The sequence below is a fragment of the Amphritea sp. HPY genome, from assembly GCF_050870985.1.
Taxonomy (GTDB): Bacteria; Pseudomonadota; Gammaproteobacteria; order Pseudomonadales; family Balneatricaceae; genus Amphritea.
Map to the genome: position 1 here is coordinate 1,638,081 of NZ_CP194015.1, position 17,837 is coordinate 1,655,917.

General features: G+C 49.6%; 15 protein-coding genes. All 15 read right to left on the reverse strand.

Annotated features, from left to right (window positions below; translation table 11 throughout):
- Positions 1 to 38 precede the first annotated feature (38 nt).
- On the reverse strand, positions 39 to 1,256 hold the full coding sequence (locus ACQUQM_RS07405; protein WP_432473844.1) for an O-succinylhomoserine sulfhydrylase: 1,218 nt from the start codon (positions 1,254 to 1,256) through the stop codon (positions 39 to 41).
- 29 nt (positions 1,257 to 1,285) lie between these two features.
- Positions 1,286 to 2,803: an amidophosphoribosyltransferase gene (gene purF / locus ACQUQM_RS07410; RefSeq protein WP_432473845.1), complete on the reverse strand. Its 1,518-nt coding sequence runs from the start codon at positions 2,801 to 2,803 to the stop codon at positions 1,286 to 1,288.
- Positions 2,804 to 2,856: 53 nt separating this feature from the next.
- Positions 2,857 to 3,366, reverse strand: coding sequence for a CvpA family protein (locus tag ACQUQM_RS07415; protein WP_432473846.1), 510 nt, complete (start codon positions 3,364 to 3,366; stop codon positions 2,857 to 2,859).
- 152 nt (positions 3,367 to 3,518) lie between these two features.
- Positions 3,519 to 4,070, reverse strand: coding sequence for an SPOR domain-containing protein (locus ACQUQM_RS07420; protein WP_432473847.1), 552 nt, complete (start codon positions 4,068 to 4,070; stop codon positions 3,519 to 3,521).
- A gap of 51 nt (positions 4,071 to 4,121) precedes the next feature.
- Entirely contained in the window at positions 4,122 to 5,408 is a 1,287-nt protein-coding gene (gene folC / locus ACQUQM_RS07425) for a bifunctional tetrahydrofolate synthase/dihydrofolate synthase (protein ID WP_432473848.1), read from the reverse strand.
- A gap of 95 nt (positions 5,409 to 5,503) precedes the next feature.
- Positions 5,504 to 6,364 (reverse strand): acetyl-CoA carboxylase, carboxyltransferase subunit beta, encoded by an 861-nt coding sequence (accD, locus tag ACQUQM_RS07430; protein ID WP_432473849.1) that lies wholly within the window; start codon positions 6,362 to 6,364, stop codon positions 5,504 to 5,506.
- Positions 6,365 to 6,396: 32 nt separating this feature from the next.
- Complete coding sequence (gene trpA, locus ACQUQM_RS07435; RefSeq protein ID WP_432473850.1) at positions 6,397 to 7,200, reverse strand: tryptophan synthase subunit alpha; 804 nt, start codon at positions 7,198 to 7,200, stop codon at positions 6,397 to 6,399.
- A 24-nt stretch (positions 7,201 to 7,224) separates the two neighbouring features.
- Positions 7,225 to 8,409: a tryptophan synthase subunit beta gene (gene trpB, locus ACQUQM_RS07440; RefSeq protein ID WP_432474807.1), complete on the reverse strand. Its 1,185-nt coding sequence runs from the start codon at positions 8,407 to 8,409 to the stop codon at positions 7,225 to 7,227.
- Positions 8,410 to 8,434: 25 nt separating this feature from the next.
- Positions 8,435 to 9,058 carry a phosphoribosylanthranilate isomerase gene (locus ACQUQM_RS07445; protein WP_432473851.1) on the reverse strand — a complete coding sequence of 208 codons (624 nt, stop codon included), beginning with the start codon at positions 9,056 to 9,058 and terminating at the stop codon, positions 8,435 to 8,437.
- A gap of 65 nt (positions 9,059 to 9,123) precedes the next feature.
- On the reverse strand, positions 9,124 to 9,999 hold the full coding sequence (gene truA, locus ACQUQM_RS07450; protein ID WP_432473852.1) for a tRNA pseudouridine(38-40) synthase TruA: 876 nt from the start codon (positions 9,997 to 9,999) through the stop codon (positions 9,124 to 9,126).
- Between the two features lie 11 nt (positions 10,000 to 10,010).
- On the reverse strand, positions 10,011 to 12,773 hold the full coding sequence (locus ACQUQM_RS07455; RefSeq protein WP_432473853.1) for a FimV/HubP family polar landmark protein: 2,763 nt from the start codon (positions 12,771 to 12,773) through the stop codon (positions 10,011 to 10,013).
- Positions 12,774 to 13,208: 435 nt separating this feature from the next.
- A complete protein-coding gene (asd, locus tag ACQUQM_RS07460) occupies positions 13,209 to 14,324 on the reverse strand; it encodes an aspartate-semialdehyde dehydrogenase (protein ID WP_432473854.1) in 1,116 nt (371 codons plus the stop codon).
- 168 nt (positions 14,325 to 14,492) lie between these two features.
- Entirely contained in the window at positions 14,493 to 15,575 is a 1,083-nt protein-coding gene (gene leuB, locus ACQUQM_RS07465; RefSeq protein ID WP_432473855.1) for a 3-isopropylmalate dehydrogenase, read from the reverse strand.
- A gap of 71 nt (positions 15,576 to 15,646) precedes the next feature.
- Positions 15,647 to 16,294: a 3-isopropylmalate dehydratase small subunit gene (gene leuD, locus ACQUQM_RS07470; RefSeq protein ID WP_432473856.1), complete on the reverse strand. Its 648-nt coding sequence runs from the start codon at positions 16,292 to 16,294 to the stop codon at positions 15,647 to 15,649.
- Positions 16,295 to 16,310: 16 nt separating this feature from the next.
- A complete protein-coding gene (gene leuC, locus ACQUQM_RS07475) occupies positions 16,311 to 17,729 on the reverse strand; it encodes a 3-isopropylmalate dehydratase large subunit (protein ID WP_432473857.1) in 1,419 nt (472 codons plus the stop codon).
- Between the last annotated feature and the right edge of the window lie 108 nt (positions 17,730 to 17,837).

The window sequence follows — 17,837 nt, forward strand, 5'->3', positions numbered from 1 at the left end:
AGGTGTTAACCTGGCGGGCATTTCTAAACTACCCTGATTCAGATCGCAGCAAGACCCAACTGCAGATCATTTTTCAGGTCAGCAATCGCTTCAAGACCTACCGAAACACGAATAAGGTTATCCTTAATGCCTGCTTCAGATTTTGCTTCTGCAGACATTCTGCCGTGAGTGGTGGTTGCCGGATGTGTAATAGTACTTTTTACATCGCCCAGGTTACCGGTAATCGAGATCATTCGGGTAGCATCGATAAAACGCCAAGCGGCATCACGATCACCTTTCACTTCAAAGGACAAAACACCACCGAAACCGGATTGCTGTTTCTTAGCCAACTCATGTTGCGGATGAGTTGTCAGACCTGAGTAGTGAACTTTCTCTATTCCTTCCTGCTGCTGCAACCAGGTAGCCATCTCCATCGCGCTTGCGCTATGGGCTTTCATCCTGATATCCAGTGTTTCAAGACCTTTCATAAAGATCCAGGCATTAAACGGGCTCATACATGCACCACCGGTACGAATGAAGCCGAACACCTCTTCCATCTCTTTTTCACGGCCGACTACCACACCACCAACACAACGCCCCTGGCCATCCAGGTATTTCGTTGCTGAATGGATCACGATATCCGCCCCTTGAGTAAGCGGAAGCTGCAACGCCGGTGTACAGAAACAGTTATCGACCACCAGCAAGGCTTCATTGGCATGAGCAATAGCTGAGACAGCTTCAATATCGGTCAGCTCAGCCAATGGATTAGAGGGTGTCTCCATGAAAAATAGCTTAGTATTTGGCTCTACCGCAGCAGCCCAGTTATCCGGGTTAGTCGGGTCAACAAAAGTAACGCTGATCCCGGTCCGGCTAAGATATTTCTCAAACAGGGAAACGGTTGAGCCAAAAACACTGCGAGAACAGATAACATGATCACCCTGCTGTAGCAGAGCGATGCAGGTGCTTAAGATAGCCGCCATACCCGAGGACGTGGCCACTGCCCGATCGCCACCTTCAAGTGCAGCCATGCGCTTTTCAAAAGCGATCACTGTCGGATTGGTAAAGCGGGAATAGATATTCCCTTCCTCATCTCCACTGAACTTAGCCGCCGCTTCACGAGCAGACGAGTAAACAAAGCTCGATGTCGGGTAGATAGGGTCATTGTGCTCGCCCTCACCGGTACGGTGCTGACCGGCACGAACAGCTAAAGTGCTGAATTCGAACTCATCAGACGGGAACTGGATACGTTCCGGACGTTCAAAACTGGAGCTGGACATAAGTCGCGCTCTCCTTACATCAATCGGATTTAGCTGATCTCACTGTGCAGATCGGCGCTCTCGTTGGTGCTTCCTTTCTCGTCACCGTCTTTCGCTGCATCATTACGCTCAGCGTCAATACGGTCCAGATAAGCCTGATCAATATCACCGGTAACGTAGTTGCCATCGAATACAGAGGCATCAAACTTAGTTACCGAGTCATTACCGGCCAGAACACAGTCCTTAAGATCATCCAGATCCTGATACAGCATCCAGTCACAACCGATCTCCTCGCCCACTTCATCGTCGGTTCGGTTATGAGCGATCAGTTCCAGCGCAGACGGCATATCAATACCGTAAACGTTAGGATAACGCACTGCTGGAGCTGCAGAGGCAAAATAAACTTTCTTAGCCCCCATTTCTCGGGCCATCTGCACGATCTGCTTTGAGGTCGTACCGCGAACGATAGAATCATCAACCAGCATTACTACTTTATCTTTGAATTCCAGCTCGATCGGATTCAGCTTACGACGTACGGATTTCTTGCGCTGGGTCTGACCCGGCATGATAAAGGTACGACCGATATAGCGGTTTTTGATAAAGCCTTCACGGAAATTCACACCCAGATGATGCGCCATCTCCAATGCAGAAGTACGGCTGGTATCCGGTATTGGGATGATCACATCGATATCGTGATCAGGGCGCTCGCGCTTCACTTTCTCAGCCAGCTTCACACCCATCCGCATACGTGCTTTATAGACGTTAACTTCATCGATGATGGAATCAGGCCGCGCCAGGTATACATGCTCGAACAGACAAGGCGTCAGTTCCGGATTCTCGGCACACTGACAGGTCTTTACTTCGCCGTCCTGAGAAATAAAGATCGACTCACCCGGCTCAATATCACGTACCAACGTATAGCCTGAGATATCAAGAGCAACAGATTCAGAAGCAACCATATACTCAGTTCCGGTAGCTGTCTCGCGTTTACCGTATACCAACGGGCGAATACCGTTAGGATCACGGAACGCTACGATACCGTAACCGGTAATTACAGCAACAACCGCATAACCACCACTGCAGCGCTGATGTACTGCTTTAACCGCAGAAAAGATATCATCGGCAGTCGGTATCAGCTTACCGATCTGCTGCAGCTCATGGGCCAGGATATTCAACAGCACTTCGGAATCAGAAGTGGTGTTGATATGACGCAGATTCTCTTTACGCATCTGCTGACGCAGATCTGAGGTATTAGTCAGGTTTCCATTGTGAGCCAACGCAATACCGTAAGGTGAGTTGACGTAAAATGGCTGAGCCTCCGCTGAACTTGAGCTACCGGCTGTAGGATAACGGACGTGACCGATACCCATATTACCCATCAGGCGCTTCATATGCCGGGTACGAAAAACTTCGTTTACCAGACCATTATCCTTGCGCAGGTAGAAACGATCCGCATCACAGGTCACCATACCGGCGGCATCCTGTCCGCGGTGCTGTAGCACCGTCAGAGCATCAAAGATTGTCTGATTTACATTAGATATGGCAACGACGCCAACTATACCGCACATTCCAGCTACCTCAGGTATTTAGTTAGTTACTGCAAGTATAAAGTAAAAACGTACTATCCATTCTGGCCACTGATATTCCAGATAAACTGGCCGATATCACTGGCAGTATCCCGGGTCCAGGATTCCATTAACAGAAAATGGGGGATCAGCTGGGATTCGCTCCACCAACCGTCCTGCACTACCGGTGAACGCACCAGCAACGCAGTAATTACAACAATGATCAGGCCGCCCCGGATAATACCGAAGCCGACACCGAGAATTCGGTCTGTACTACTAAGCCCTGTTGCGTGAACCAGCATAGCAATCAAATTATTGATTACCGCACCAACCATAAGGGTAGCAACAAAAAGAAGAATAAAGGCGGCACCGATCCGTACCGAAGGAGTTTGCAGGAAGTCTTCCAGCAAAGTACTCAAAGAGGGTGCAAACAGGCGCGCGACGATGAATGCCGCAACCCATGTAATAAGGGATAGCGCTTCTTTAATAAAGCCTCCGCGCAAGCTAAACAAGCCGGAGATGGTGATAATGGCGATGATCGCCCAATCAGCCCAATTCAGTACCATATTGATCTCTACTTCAGGATCGCTAGTAAGAGCGCGGATTCTACCAGAGCAAGACCGCTAACCCAATGCCTGTATCCGGTTAAAAACAGCCTTGAGCTTGATAAAAACAACCTTGAGCTCGATAAAAACACTTCAGCATAGCCAAGGGCAGCTTATCTGGTTGTAAAACGCACAATAATGCCATCAAGGCCAAACTCTTGCTTGATGCTGCTCTGCAGCGCACCAAGCTTGGTTTTTTGCATATCCGGACCGACAAAAACCTTAATCAGATCACCATTCTTGCGGGTATAGACTTTATAACCAGACTTAATGAGCTTGCGTCGCAAGCCTTTAGCGTTATCTTCATCTTTAAAGCTGGCTAGCTGCAGACTCCAGGCAACGGGTACACCTTCCTGATCCAGCACCGGAGTATCCTTACTCAGATCGATAACAGGTTTCCGTTGTTCAATTGCTTTTGCCAGGGCTGCAGGCTTAGCCGCGATAGTTACCGCTGGAGCCGGCGCGGCAGCTTTTGAGGTGTCGGGCAAACGCTGATTTTGTGGTTCAATTACCACTAATTCGGGAGACGCTGGCGCCGCAGGAATAGCGCTTTCCAGATGTCGCTCTTTGTATCCTGCACCATCAAAAAAGATTGGAATCAGTATTACCGCTGCCAGAAGTAGCAACCCACCACCAACCAAGCGTTGTTTAAAGCCATCATTCACAGTAATCAGCCATCCATATAAAACTGCGTTTACAACCGTTATTCACTTTATTCAGTCTGCCATATCAAGTGCTGTCAGAGCATCACTTACAGTAAAGAAAGAACCGGCAATCACCACCCGATCATCCGGCTGCAGCTGTGATTGCAGACCGTTCAGTGCTGCCTGCACAGTACCACAAGTAGTTTGGGAATCAACCGCGATAGCCTGCTGCTTTAACAGCAACGCCAACTGCCCTGCTGACTGACCCCGGGGTACATCGAGTGTTACCAATCGCCATAAATCTACTACCGGCGCAAGTATCGAGACAACCTGCTCTATATCTTTATCAGCCAGCATACCGAGTATCAAAATATTGCGGCCGCTGACCGGTTGTTGTTGCAAGCGCTTAACAAGATAGCCTGCTGCTTCAGGATTGTGAGCCACATCCAGAATATAGTCGTGGTTCAGGTGCCGGATACGCTGCATCCTCCCGGTCAAACCTGCAGCAACTAAACTGGCAGCAAGCGGTTGCTCTGCCAGCTCTAGTTTCAACAGCTGCAGTACTTGTAAAACAACTGCCGCATTGGCTTTAGGCAGATTAATATCCGGCAGTTCCGCATGAGTAACAGGCTGACCAGTACCGGTAATTCCCTGCCAGCTCCAAGATCCATTTTCGAACTCAGCCAGATCGAAATCACGCCCCCGACAGTACAGCTGTGTGCCAATTTCATCCGCATAATCAAGCAACTTTTGCGGCGGCTCCGGATCACCACAAAGTGCAGGCATCCCGGCGCGGAATATACCGGCCTTTTCATAACCGATCTGCTCCCGATCATCACCCAGCCAATCGATATGATCGATAGCGACAGTGGTCACTATGGCGAGATCTGCATCGATGATATTGACTGCATCAAGACGTCCGCCCAACCCTACTTCAAGCAATAACACATCCGGACGCTGCTGAGCAAAAATATACAAGGCAGCGAGGGTATTATATTCAAAATAGGTTAGTCGAATGTCACCACGGGCAAGATCGATCGCTTCAAATGCTTGCACTAGAAGCTCATCTTGAACAGGCTGCCCTGCAAGCTTGATCCGCTCGTTATAGCGAAGAAAGTGCGGTGAAGTAAAACAACCAACAGACAGGCCTGCATCACGCAACACCTGATCCAGCAAAGCCACTGTGGAACCCTTGCCGTTAGTACCGCCGATAATAATCTTACGGCTGGCAGACAGGTCCAGAGACATGTTCCGATAAACCTGGCTAAGCCGCTCAAGACCCAGCTCGATCTCATTAGGGTGACATTGTTCGATCCAGTTTAACCACTGGGCAAGGGTTCGTTTCTCAGATACTGTCATAGCGTTGCTTTATAAACTCATTTTAACTTTTTCCGGTAAATAAACAGAAAGGCCGGAACAAATCATTGCTCCGGCCCTTTGTCAGTCACATCTGCTTATGCCGCCGGCAAACCCTGCATCATCCGCAGTACGGAAGACAGACGCTCACGCAATTCCCCACGAGAGATGATCATGTCGATCTGACCATGCTCCAACAGGAACTCACTACGCTGGAAACCTTCAGGTAGCTTCTCACGTACGGTCTGCTCGATAACCCTTGGCCCAGCAAAACCAACCAACGCGCCCGGCTCACCGATATTCAGATCACCCAGCATCGCAAGAGAGGCCGATACACCACCATAAACCGGATCGGTCAATACAGAGATATAAGGAATACCAGCATTCTTCAGCTTTTCCAGTGCAGCACTGGTCTTAGCCATCTGCATCAGGGAGAAAAGTGCTTCCTGCATCCGCGCGCCACCACTGGCGGAGAAACAGATCATAGGAATACCTTCTTCCAGGGCTACTTTGGCGGCACGTACAAAACGCTCACCTACTACAGCACCCATTGAGCCCCCCATGAATTTAAATTCATAAGCGACTGCAACAACCGGCAGACCATTAACCTCACCACGCATCGCGATCAGGGCATCTTTCTCGCCAGTCGCCTTCTGTGCAGCAACTAAGCGATCCTTATACTTTTTAGAGTCTTTGAACTTAAGGCGATCAACCGGCTCTACCTCAGCTGCGATCTCCCGCAGAGTTCCCTCATCAAGAAAAGCGGTCAGACGCTTGCGGGCGGTCAGACGCATATGATGATCGCACTTAGGGCAAACATTCAGGTTCTTTTCCAGTTCAGGACGATACAGAACGTTCTCACACTTAGGGCACTTCTTCCAAAGACCTTCAGGGATATTGGTACGCTTCTTTTCAGAGCGAACCAGGGAAGGAACGATTTTATCCAGCCAGTTACTCATTATTACTCCAGCTTCTGCCTATTTTGGCAGCCTTATTTATCCATTGCCTGACGCATGCTCGCAGTAATTGCTGCAACCGCTTCAGGGATCTGTTCCTGATTGCTGGAAAGCTCAGCAATCTTATTAACCAGTACGCTGCCGACAATTACGCCGTCAGCGACTTCTGAAATAGCTCGGGCTGATTCGTCATCGCGGATGCCAAAACCAACGCCGATCGGCAGGTCAGTATGGCGACGAATCATCTCAACCTTCTCTGCGACTTCTGCCACATTGAGTGATGCAGAACCGGTCACACCTTTTACCGACACATAATACACGTATCCGCTACCGGCATCACATACCTGCTTGACCCGCTCTTCTTCTGTAGTCGGCGCCAAAAGATAGATAACATCGACATTTGATTCACGCATCAGGCGATTGAATTCAATCGCTTCTTCCGGCGGCAAGTCAACGGTCAGCACACCATCAACACCTGCAGCAGATGCTTTCTCGGCAAAGGCCTGGTAGCCCATTACTTCAATCGGATTCAGGTACCCCATCAATACTACCGGAGTAGTCTGATCGGTTTTACGGAATTCAGCGACCATATCCAGCACATCCAGCAAACGCGTGCCATGCAATAACGCACGTTCACACGCCAACTGAATTACAGGGCCATCCGCCATCGGATCAGAAAACGGGATACCCAGCTCAAGAATATCAGCACCGGACTCAACCAACGCATGCATCAGTGGCAAAGTTACTTTTGGATCAGGGTCCCCTGCTGTCACATATGGAATCAGCGCTTTGCGACCCTGGTTTTTCAAATTATTAAAACACTCAGTAATACGACTCATCTGTATATCACTCTGTCAGGGCTGTTAAACGTTGATACCATCAATTTCCGCAACGGTATGGATATCTTTATCTCCCCTGCCGGAAAGATTAACCAGCAGAATCTGATCTTTATCCATAGTCGGAGCCATCTTCATCGCGTGGGCGACAGCATGACTGGACTCAAGCGCAGGCATAATACCCTCAATCTGAGTCAGCTTACGGAATGCATCCAACGCTTCATCATCATTTATGGCAACATATTCAGCGCGACCAATGTCCTTGAGATAAGAATGCTCCGGACCAACACCCGGATAATCAAGACCCGCTGAAACAGAGTGAGTTCCGATAATCTGACCGGCGTCATCGGACATCAGGTAAGTACGGTTGCCGTGCAACACGCCTGGATGGCCCGCACTCAACGGCGCAGCGTGCTGACCGGTTTCAATACCGTAACCGCCCGCCTCAACACCAACCATTCGTACCGCTTCATCCTCAATAAAAGGATGGAACAAACCGATAGCGTTAGAGCCACCACCAACACAGGCGACTAGAGCATCCGGTAACTTACCGGCTTGATCCAGACACTGCTGGCGCGCTTCACGGCCAATTATTGACTGAAAATCACGTACCAGTTTCGGATAAGGATGCGGACCTGCAGCAGTACCTATAATGTAGAAAGTGTTATCGACGTTAGTTACCCAATCGCGCATCGCTTCATTCATCGCGTCTTTCAAGGTACGGGTACCCGATTCAACAGCGATTACTTCGGCACCCAACAGCTTCATACGGTAAACATTAAGCGCCTGACGACGAACATCCTCGATGCCCATATAAACCTGACACTCAAGCCCCAGACGGGCAGCAACAGTCGCCGTAGCAACGCCATGCTGGCCAGCACCAGTTTCAGCGATAACCCTTGGCTTACCGGTATGCTTTGCCAGCAACGCCTGTCCGATAGTATTATTTACCTTATGCGCGCCGGTATGGTTTAGGTCTTCCCGCTTCAGGTAGATCTGTGCACCACCCAGTTCAGCCGAGAGACGCTCAGCATGATACAGGGGAGATGGGCGGCCTACATAGTGAGCCAGGTCGCGGTCAAATTCAGCCTGAAAGGATGGATCCCGCCAAAGCTTCTCGTAGGTCTGTTCCAGCTGCTGGAGAGCAGCCATCAGGGTTTCAGACACATAACGGCCACCGAAGTCGCCAAAATGGCCTCCTTCATCGGGCATCTGCTTTGCTATTGCAAGATCAGCTTTAGTTGGCACGAGCCACCTCTTTCATAAATAATGTTATTTTTGATCTGTCTTTAAGACCTTTACTTTTCTCTACCCCGCCGCTGACATCAACAGCAAAAGGACGAACCTGAGTAATGGCCTGATGCACATTTTCCTGATCCAGACCTCCCGCCAGAATCAGCGGTTTATCCAGATCAGCGGGAATGCGATCCCAGTCAAATGCTTCGCCGGTTCCTCCCGGAACTCCGGCACGATAAGCGTCCAGCAGTATCGCTTTAGCGCTACTGTAACGCTTTGTTTCTGCGTTAACATCCAGCCCTGGCGACATACGCAGGGCCTTAAAGTAAGGTCGCGAAAATTGGCTGCAGTACTCCGGACTCTCGTCGCCATGAAACTGCAGCAGATCAATCTGCGTCAATTCAGCAACAGCTGACACATTTTCGGCGGTCTCATTAACGAACAGTGCGGTAGTCGTAACAAATGGCGGCAACTGAGCGATTATGTCGGCGGCTGTCGCGGGTTCTACATAGCGCGGACTCGGTTCATAGAAGACGAAACCCAGTGCATCGGCACCAGCAGCTACCGCAGCCTGTGCATCCTGTAACCGGGTAATACCACAGATTTTTACGCGCGTATTGTTCACTTGATAATCACTTGGATCTTATTGCACTGAAGATCGGTAATACTAACAGATCGCAGCCCGGTAGGTTAACCGTTTTGCATCAGGAAATAGGGCCCAAGCTGAGATTTTGGCAGCTCATATTCTTCAGGGTACTTAACATCAACAAAATACAGCCCGTAAGGCGGTGCCGTTATCCCGCCCTGAGTACGGTCCCGGGCTTCGAGAACCTCTTTTGCCCACACAGGCTTAGCCTCTCCTGCACCGATGGTCATCAGTACTCCGGCAAAATTACGAATCATATGATGAAGAAAGGCGTTAGCCCTGACATCAATTACGATCAGCTCGCCTGCAGTATAAATATTCATAGCCCGCACTTCCCTGACCGGACTCTTAGCCTGACAGGCTATTGCCCGATACGATGAAAAATCATGCTCCCCCAGAAGATACTTGGTAGCTTCCTGCATGGCACTGATATCCAGTTTTTTGTGCGTCCAGGTAACACCTTTAGATAACAAGGCCGGCTTTACCGGCGAGCTGTAAATCAGATAACGATAGCGCCGCTCCAAAGCTGAAAAACGGGCATGAAAACTGTTATCGACCGGCTTCGCCCACCTGATAGCAATATCATCAGGTAACTGAGTATTGGTACCCATGACCCAGCCGCGTAAATTACGCTCAGCCGTCGTATCAAAATGGATAATCTGATAAGTACCACTGACACAGGCATCGGTACGACCTGCACAGATTACCGATATAGGTTCATTGGCAATTTTTGAAAGTGCCGCCTCAACCGTTTCCTGAACCGTTGGTACATCTTTCTCTTTCTGAGTTTGCCAGCCACGGTAGTTCCCGCCTGCATATTCTACACAGAGGGCGTAACGACTGAATTCTGAAGGGCTTTTTTCTGAACGATCAGGGGCGACCGTAGTCGCCCCTTGCTGGGTATCATCCCGTTGTTGCATCGGATTAGATCTTAATTAGTAAGTGAATCGATTAATGTGTTTGCTTCTTGCTGCTGAGTATCGCTGCCTTCCTTGATAATCTCCTGCAGGATATCTTTAGCCCCATCAAGATCTTCCATGTCGATATAGGCACGGGCCAGATCAAGCTTAGTCTCAACTTCGTCAGCGCCCTCGAGAAGATTCAGACCATCAAAGCTGCCATCATCCACCCCATCATCTTCACTCAGAGAGATGTCGCTATCACCGGCACCAGACAGAAGGTCCTCAAGTTCAGAATCAAGCTCTGCATCCAGATCATGACTGATCGACGCCTCGAGATCATTCATTGAGTCAGGCTCAGCTGAAATATCCAACTCTTCCAGAACAACATCATCAGCAACGCCATCAAGCAGCTGCTCCAGCTCTGGGTGTAGTTCATTATCATCAGCCAGAACCGGCTGATCAGCCTCTGCAGCAATCTCTTCAGAACCACCCAGCAACTCATCAAGGTCAGCGATTTCGTCTTCAACCGACAGATCCAGATCGGACTCCTGATCTGTGCCCAGCAGCTCATCCAGATCAGAGATCTCATCTACCTCTGCAGCTTCTGAACCAGCTTCTTCGACGGTATCAACTGCACCGCCAAGCAGATCATCCAGATCAGCCAGCTCATCTTCTGAATCAACTAAAGAGCCATCTTCGTTATCAAGTGTTTCTGTGACTTCTAAATCACCACCAAATAACTCATCAAGATCAGGTAGCTCTTCAGGCTCATCCTCAATCTCTGGCAGAGTTGTCGCATCGGCGACTTCCTCAATCTCACCCGCAAGCTCTTCTTCAGGCTCTACTTCAAGGTCAGCTTCAAGATTAAAATCAAGCTCAGCTTCGTCGCTGAGATCCGCGAGACTATCGTCCTCTACTACGGAGTCTACGACATCATCGTTAAGCGGCTGAATATCAAAGGCTAACTCATCATCGAGCTCTTCCTCATTAACTGACTCCGCACTCTCAACAGAACTCAGCAGATCTTCAATATCATCCACTTCACTGACTTCATTCAGGTCGAGAGACTCAGCATCCTCACCAAGAATTGAATCAAGCGCATCATCAATCTGCTCATCGTCTGTTGATTCAAGCGTCTCATCAGCCACCGACTGATCAATCTCCGAAACGTCGTCTTCAAGACCAAGATCAAACTCTTCAGCATCAATGACGTCATCAACACCTGGAGCTACTTCCTCAAGATCCATTTCGAGGTCCAGATCCAGATCGCTGAGATCATCAAGATCTTCATCAACCAGATCACTAAGCTCATCAACCTCGATCTCTTCCGGCTCTACCTCTGATACCCCTTCATCAGTATCAGCTACAAGCTCTTCAGCAACGTCTTCTTCGATCTCTTCTGGCAGATCGACCAGCGCAGCTATTTCTTCGGAATCAGCCGCCTCGGTTTCTTCCTTATCCTGCTTTCTGCGACGCCCCATGACGAAAAACAACAACGCGACTAACAAAGCGACAACAGCCGCAGCAGCGCCCGCTATATATATGCCAAACTCTTCAAGCAACCCCTTCTTCTGCGACTGCTGAGCAGGCGGGGTTACCAACGGTTGTTTTTTTGCAGCATCCAACTCAGCTTGCAGTTCTGCTATCTGGTTGTCTTTAATTTCTAACAAGCGCTGCAGACTTGTCATCTGCTCAGCCAGACTGTCAACACGCCCGGCAATCTCTTCGTTTTCGCGCTGAATCATGTCGACCGTTTCGAGCGCGCTGGCAAGTTCGGTTTCAAGCTGCTGGTTTTTTTCAAGTAAAGCAGCATTTTCCTTTGTAACTTCCGTGTCGGCTGCCTGATCGGTTACGGCGCCTGACTCAGCATCCTTCTGCTGTGCCGCCGAGACGATTTTCAGCTGCCCCTGAGCCGAACTGCTGGCAACTTCAGATCCCTTTTTTTCAGATGCTTGCTCCTTACCGGCACTAGCATCCAGTTGCGCCCCTTTCGGCTGGGTGGCAACAGCTCCCTGCTTCCAGACACCCGTCTGACGCCAAAACTCTTCATTAGCCTGCTTCTGAGTCAGCTCTCTGGCTTCATCCAAAGTGGGAATATCAAGTACGACACCAGCCTTCAGCTGATTAACATTATTATTAGCAAATGCGGAGGGGTTTTTACGCTGCAACGCAAGCATCATCTGCGCTTCAGTGATATTGGCAGCCGGCTTATATTTCTTAGCCAGATTCCATAACGTATCATTTACGTCAACATAGATCTGGCTCTGCGGATTCACACGGGTCTTGATATTATCCAGCGGCGCACTGGCAGATAGTGGCTGCGCAGTAATGGTTGATGGCGTCGCTACCGATTGGCTTTGGGCGGGCTGAACAGCGGTGGTTCGGGGTGTCGGATCATATACCGGCGGATCCAGCAGTACGGTATATTCACGCACCAGCCGACCACTCGGCCAATTTACTTCAACCAGAAAATTCAGGAATGGCTCTTTCACAGGCGCAGAGGAGGTCATTATGATAGTCCCCCGACCTGCTGCACCGGGCTTTACCTCAAAATGCACATCAGACAAGAAACGTAACTTCTCGATACCTGCCAATGCAAACTCATCAATATTAGCCATTCGAGGCTGAACCTGTTGCGGATCGAGTTCGCGCATCTGCAACAATTGAATTTCCGCCTGGAGCGGCTCATTCAAAGCAGATTTAATTCGAATTTCGCCGAGTCCAAGCGCATTTGCATTGGAGATTCCTAGTGCACCAGCAATCGCCAAGCTAAGGGCTAATTTGCGCAGCATATTTTTGCTTCCTTATATCCCCGGTTTCTGAATTGCAGTAAAAAGCTTAAGTATTCAGAAAGTTACGTATCCAGTTTCAACCACCAGAGTATTCATTAAAACCTGCGTTTAATCAACAGCCCAAAAGCCCCGAAACGCTAGACAAACAGCCTAATTAACCGGCTTTAATAACTACTGCAGCCCCAAACATTCGTGCAACAGCCAACCTCTGAGCAGTTTTTCATTTATATTTTAAGCATTTATGCGTCTATCTTGGTTAAAAATAGCATCAAACCGTAGCTTTTAGTTCAGTTAAACAAACAAGATTACCTAACTTGGGTAGTATCAAACCCTATCAACTGCGATTTGCGCAACTTAATACTTATTTGATCTGCATCAGCTTCAAGCGACAATAAAAAAACCGGCCAGATGGCCGGTCTTAAAGTCCTTTAATTATCAGTCCTGCAGCAAGATCCGCAGCATACGTCGCAGAGGCTCAGCAGCCCCCCACAATAACTGATCACCTACGCTGAATGCATTCAGGTATTCATCACCCAGATTCATTTTACGCAAGCGTCCTACAGGTACATTCAGAGTCCCGGTAATCTTTGCCGGCGTCAGCTCCTGAGCAGTGATATCACGCTCGTTTGGTATCACCTTAGCCCATTGATTGCCTTCAGCAATCATGGCCTCGATCTCATCCATTGGCACATTCTGCTTCAGCTTAATTGTAAACGCCTGGCTGTGACACCGCATCGCACCGATTCTGACACAAGTGCCATCGATTGGGATCGGACTGTCACTTAATCCCAGAATCTTGTTCGTTTCGGCAAAAGCCTTCCACTCTTCACGGCTCTGACCATTATCCAGTTTGGTATCTATCCAGGGGATCAGGGAGCCAGCCAGAGGTACGCCAAAGTTATCAGTCGGCATCGCATCGGAACGAATAGTCTCAGCAACCTGACGGTCGATATTCAGGATCGCACTGGCAGGGTTATTAAGATCAGCAGAAACTGAATCTTTAATCACACCCATCTGGGAGATCAGTTCACGCATATGACGTGCGCCACCACCAGACGCAGCCTGATAGGTCATGGAGGTCATCCACTCAATCAGACCCGCGTTAAACAAGCCACCGAGACCCATCAGCATCAGCGATACGGTACAGTTACCGCCAACATAGGTTTTAACACCCTTTGCCAGACCATCTTTGATAACATTCATGTTAACCGGATCGAGAACGATGATCGCATCATCAGACATCCGCAAGGAAGACGCCGCATCGATCCAGTAGCCATTCCAGCCCGCTTCACGGAGTGCGCCGTAAACCTGTTTCGTGTAGTCACCACCCTGACAGGAAATAATGGCATCCATCTGTTTCAGATCTGCAATGGATGTCGCATCTTTCAGCGCAGGAATATCTTTACCGATATCCGGACCTGCCTGACCTACCTGGGATGTTGTGAAGAAGACCGGCTCTTCGATTTGATCGAAATCACGTTCTTCCATCATGCGCTGCATCAGCACGGAACCCACCATTCCGCGCCAACCTACGAAACCTACACGCTTCATCTGTTCCACCAAAAACTCAGAAATTAGAAACAACAAAGCCGCCACAATCATCTGCGGCAGCTTGTCATGGCTCCGGACACCCCGGAGCCCATTAATTATGCAACATTTCCTTCACTTAGACTATCGTAATTAAGCTATCGACCAGGCCAATCACGACATTCAAAAGCTTTACGCTGTCAGAGCTGCAACTACCGCATCGCCCATCTCTGCAGTAGAGACTTTCTGCATACCCTCAGACCATATATCACCGGTACGCAGGTTCTGATCCAGCACATTACTTACTGCAGTTTCGATACGGTCTGCGGTTTCACCGGCATTCAGAGAATATCTCAGCATCATTGCCGCAGACAGAATAGTTGCCAGGGGATTAGCCAGGCCCTGGCCTGCAATATCAGGCGCTGAACCATGACAAGGCTCGTACATACCTTTGCCATCAACATCCAGTGAAGCTGAAGGCAGCATACCGATAGACCCGGTCAGCATCGCTGCCGCATCAGACAGAATATCGCCAAACATATTACCGGTTACCATCACATCAAACTGCTTCGGTGCACGAATCAGCTGCATCGCAGCGTTATCAACGTACATATGGCTAAGCTCAACATCAGGGTATTCCTTAGCCAGCTCCTCCATTATTTCACGCCACAGCACTGTTACTTCCAATACGTTAGCCTTATCGACAGAGCACAAACGCTTATCACGGGCGCGAGCCGCTTCAAATGCCACACGACCTATACGACGGATCTCATTTTCATCGTATACGTAGGTATTATATCCTTCGCGAACACCACCCTCTTTCTCACGGATACCACGTGGCTGGCCGAAGTAAATACCACCGGTCAGTTCGCGCACAATCAAGATATCCAGACCAGCAACAAGCTCCGGCTTCAGTGACGAAGCATCGGCCAGCTGTGGATACAGGATTGCAGGCCGCAGGTTACCGAACAGTCCCAGGTTAGAGCGGATACCCAGCAAGCCTTTTTCAGGACGGATCTGGAAGTCAGGATTGGTATCCCACTTTGGCCCACCTACCGCACCCAGCAAAATAGCATCGGCGGCTTTCGCTGCAGCAAGGGTGGATTCCGGCAAAGGTACGCCATCCGCATCGATGGCAGAACCACCCACCAGCGCCTCAGACAACTCCAGACCCAGATTGTCCTGCTCGTTTACCAGATCCAGCACCCGGCGCGCCTGAGCAACAATTTCAGGACCAATGCCATCACCCGGCAAAATCAGTACATTCTTAGACATTATTCAGTTTCCTATAACGTAGACTGCAAAGCCCGCTCTGCAGTCTGAATTCAATATTTTTGCCAACGCAATTATTTAATTGCGTCAAATAGCCACGGCGCTTGCTGACGACGTTTCTCTTCATAAGCACGGATATCATCACCATGCTGCAACGTCAGGCCGATATCATCAAGACCATTCAGCAGGCAGTGCTTACGGAAATCATCAATCTCAAACGCCATCTCTTCACCGGATGGGGTAACAACAACCTGACGCTCAAGATCAATACTGAGCTGATAACCGTCAGTGGCGGCGACTTCAGTAAACAGCTGATCCACCAGCGCATCGCTAAGCACGATTGGCAGCAGACCATTCTTAAAGCAGTTATTGTAGAATATCTCAGCAAAGCTAGGCGCAATAACCGAGCGGAATCCGTAATCATCCAGCGCCCATGGCGCGTGTTCACGGCTTGAACCGCAGCCGAAGTTCTCACGGGCCAGCAGCACACTGGCACCCTGATAGCGAGACTTATTCAGGACAAACTCTTCATTTAACGGGCGACCCGCGCAATCCTGATCCGGTTGACCTTCATCCTGATAGCGCAGCTCATCAAACAGGTTCTTACCAAAACCGGACCGCTTGATCGATTTCAGGAACTGCTTAGGAATAATCATATCGGTATCAATATTAGCCCGATCCATCGGCGCGGCGATACCTGTGTGCAATGTAAACTTATTCATGTCGCTCTCCGATACCTTATTTAATCAACTCACGCACATCGATAAAGTGGCCAGTTACAGCCGCTGCTGCAGCCATTGCAGGGCTGACCAGATGGGTACGACCACCGAAACCCTGACGGCCCTCGAAGTTTCGGTTAGAGGTAGACGCACAGTGCTCACCATTGCCCAGCTTATCCGGGTTCATTGCCAAGCACATAGAACAACCAGGCTCACGCCATTCCAGACCGGCAGCGATAAAGATCTTGTCCAGCCCTTCCTCTTCTGCCTGTGCTTTTACCAGACCTGAACCTGGCACCACCAGCGCCTGGATAATGTTATCAGCAACCTGGCGACCCTCAACTACCCTGGCTGCATCACGCAGGTCTTCGATACGGGAATTAGTACAGGAACCGATAAACACCCGATCCAGTTTGATATCGGTAATTTTCTGGTCAGCAGCAAGGCCCATGTACTGTAACGCACGATTAATACCGTCGATCTTCACCTGTTCAGTTTCAGCAGCCGGATTCGGCACCTGTCCAGATACCCCAACCACCATCTCCGGCGAAGTACCCCAGGTGACCTGCGGTTCAATATCAGCAGCATTAACAACAACCACTTCATCAAATTGAGCATCAGCATCAGATATCAGGCCCTGCCACTCAGCGACAGCGGCATCCCACTGTTCACCCTTAGGTGCAAACGGGCGGCCTTCAAAGTAATCAATAGTGATTTGATCAACTGACACCAGACCAACCCGGGCACCTGCTTCGATCGCCATGTTACAAACGGTCATACGACCTTCCATCGACATTGCGCGGAATACATCACCACCAAACTCAATCGCATAGCCGGTACCACCAGCAGTTCCGATCACGCCGATGACATGCAATACAACATCTTTCGGCGTAACACCGACACCCAGCTCACCATCAACACGCACCAGCATGTTCTTCATCTTCTTGGTGATCAGACACTGAGTAGCCAACACGTGCTCAACTTCTGAGGTGCCTACACCATGAGCCAACGCACCCAGCGCACCCAGGGTTGCAGTATGAGAATCGCCACATACTGCAGTGGTACCCGGCAGAATAGCGCCCTGCTCCGGCGCCATAACATGAACGATGCCCTGACGGTGATCGTTCATCTTGAATTCCAGAATACCGAACTCATCACAATTCGCATCCAGCGTTTTAACCTGAATCTTGGATACAGGATCAACGATCATATCCACACCACCGGAACGTTCAGTAGTCGGTACGTTATGATCCGGAGTAGCTATATTGGCATCGATACGCCACGGCTTACGACCCGCTATCCGCAGACCTTCAAATGCCTGCGGCGAAGTAACTTCGTGAAGTACCTGGCGATCGATGTAGATCAGGGAACTACCATCTTCATTGGTCCGTACCAGATGGGACTCAAAAAGTTTGTCGTATAATGTCTGTCCAGCCATGGGAACTCACCTCACTGTGTAACTAAGCGGCCGATATTTTGTCGACCCTTTTTATATCTCGCCATCCTAAGGCACCAGCCCGCAGAAAACAAATTCATAATTTTTATG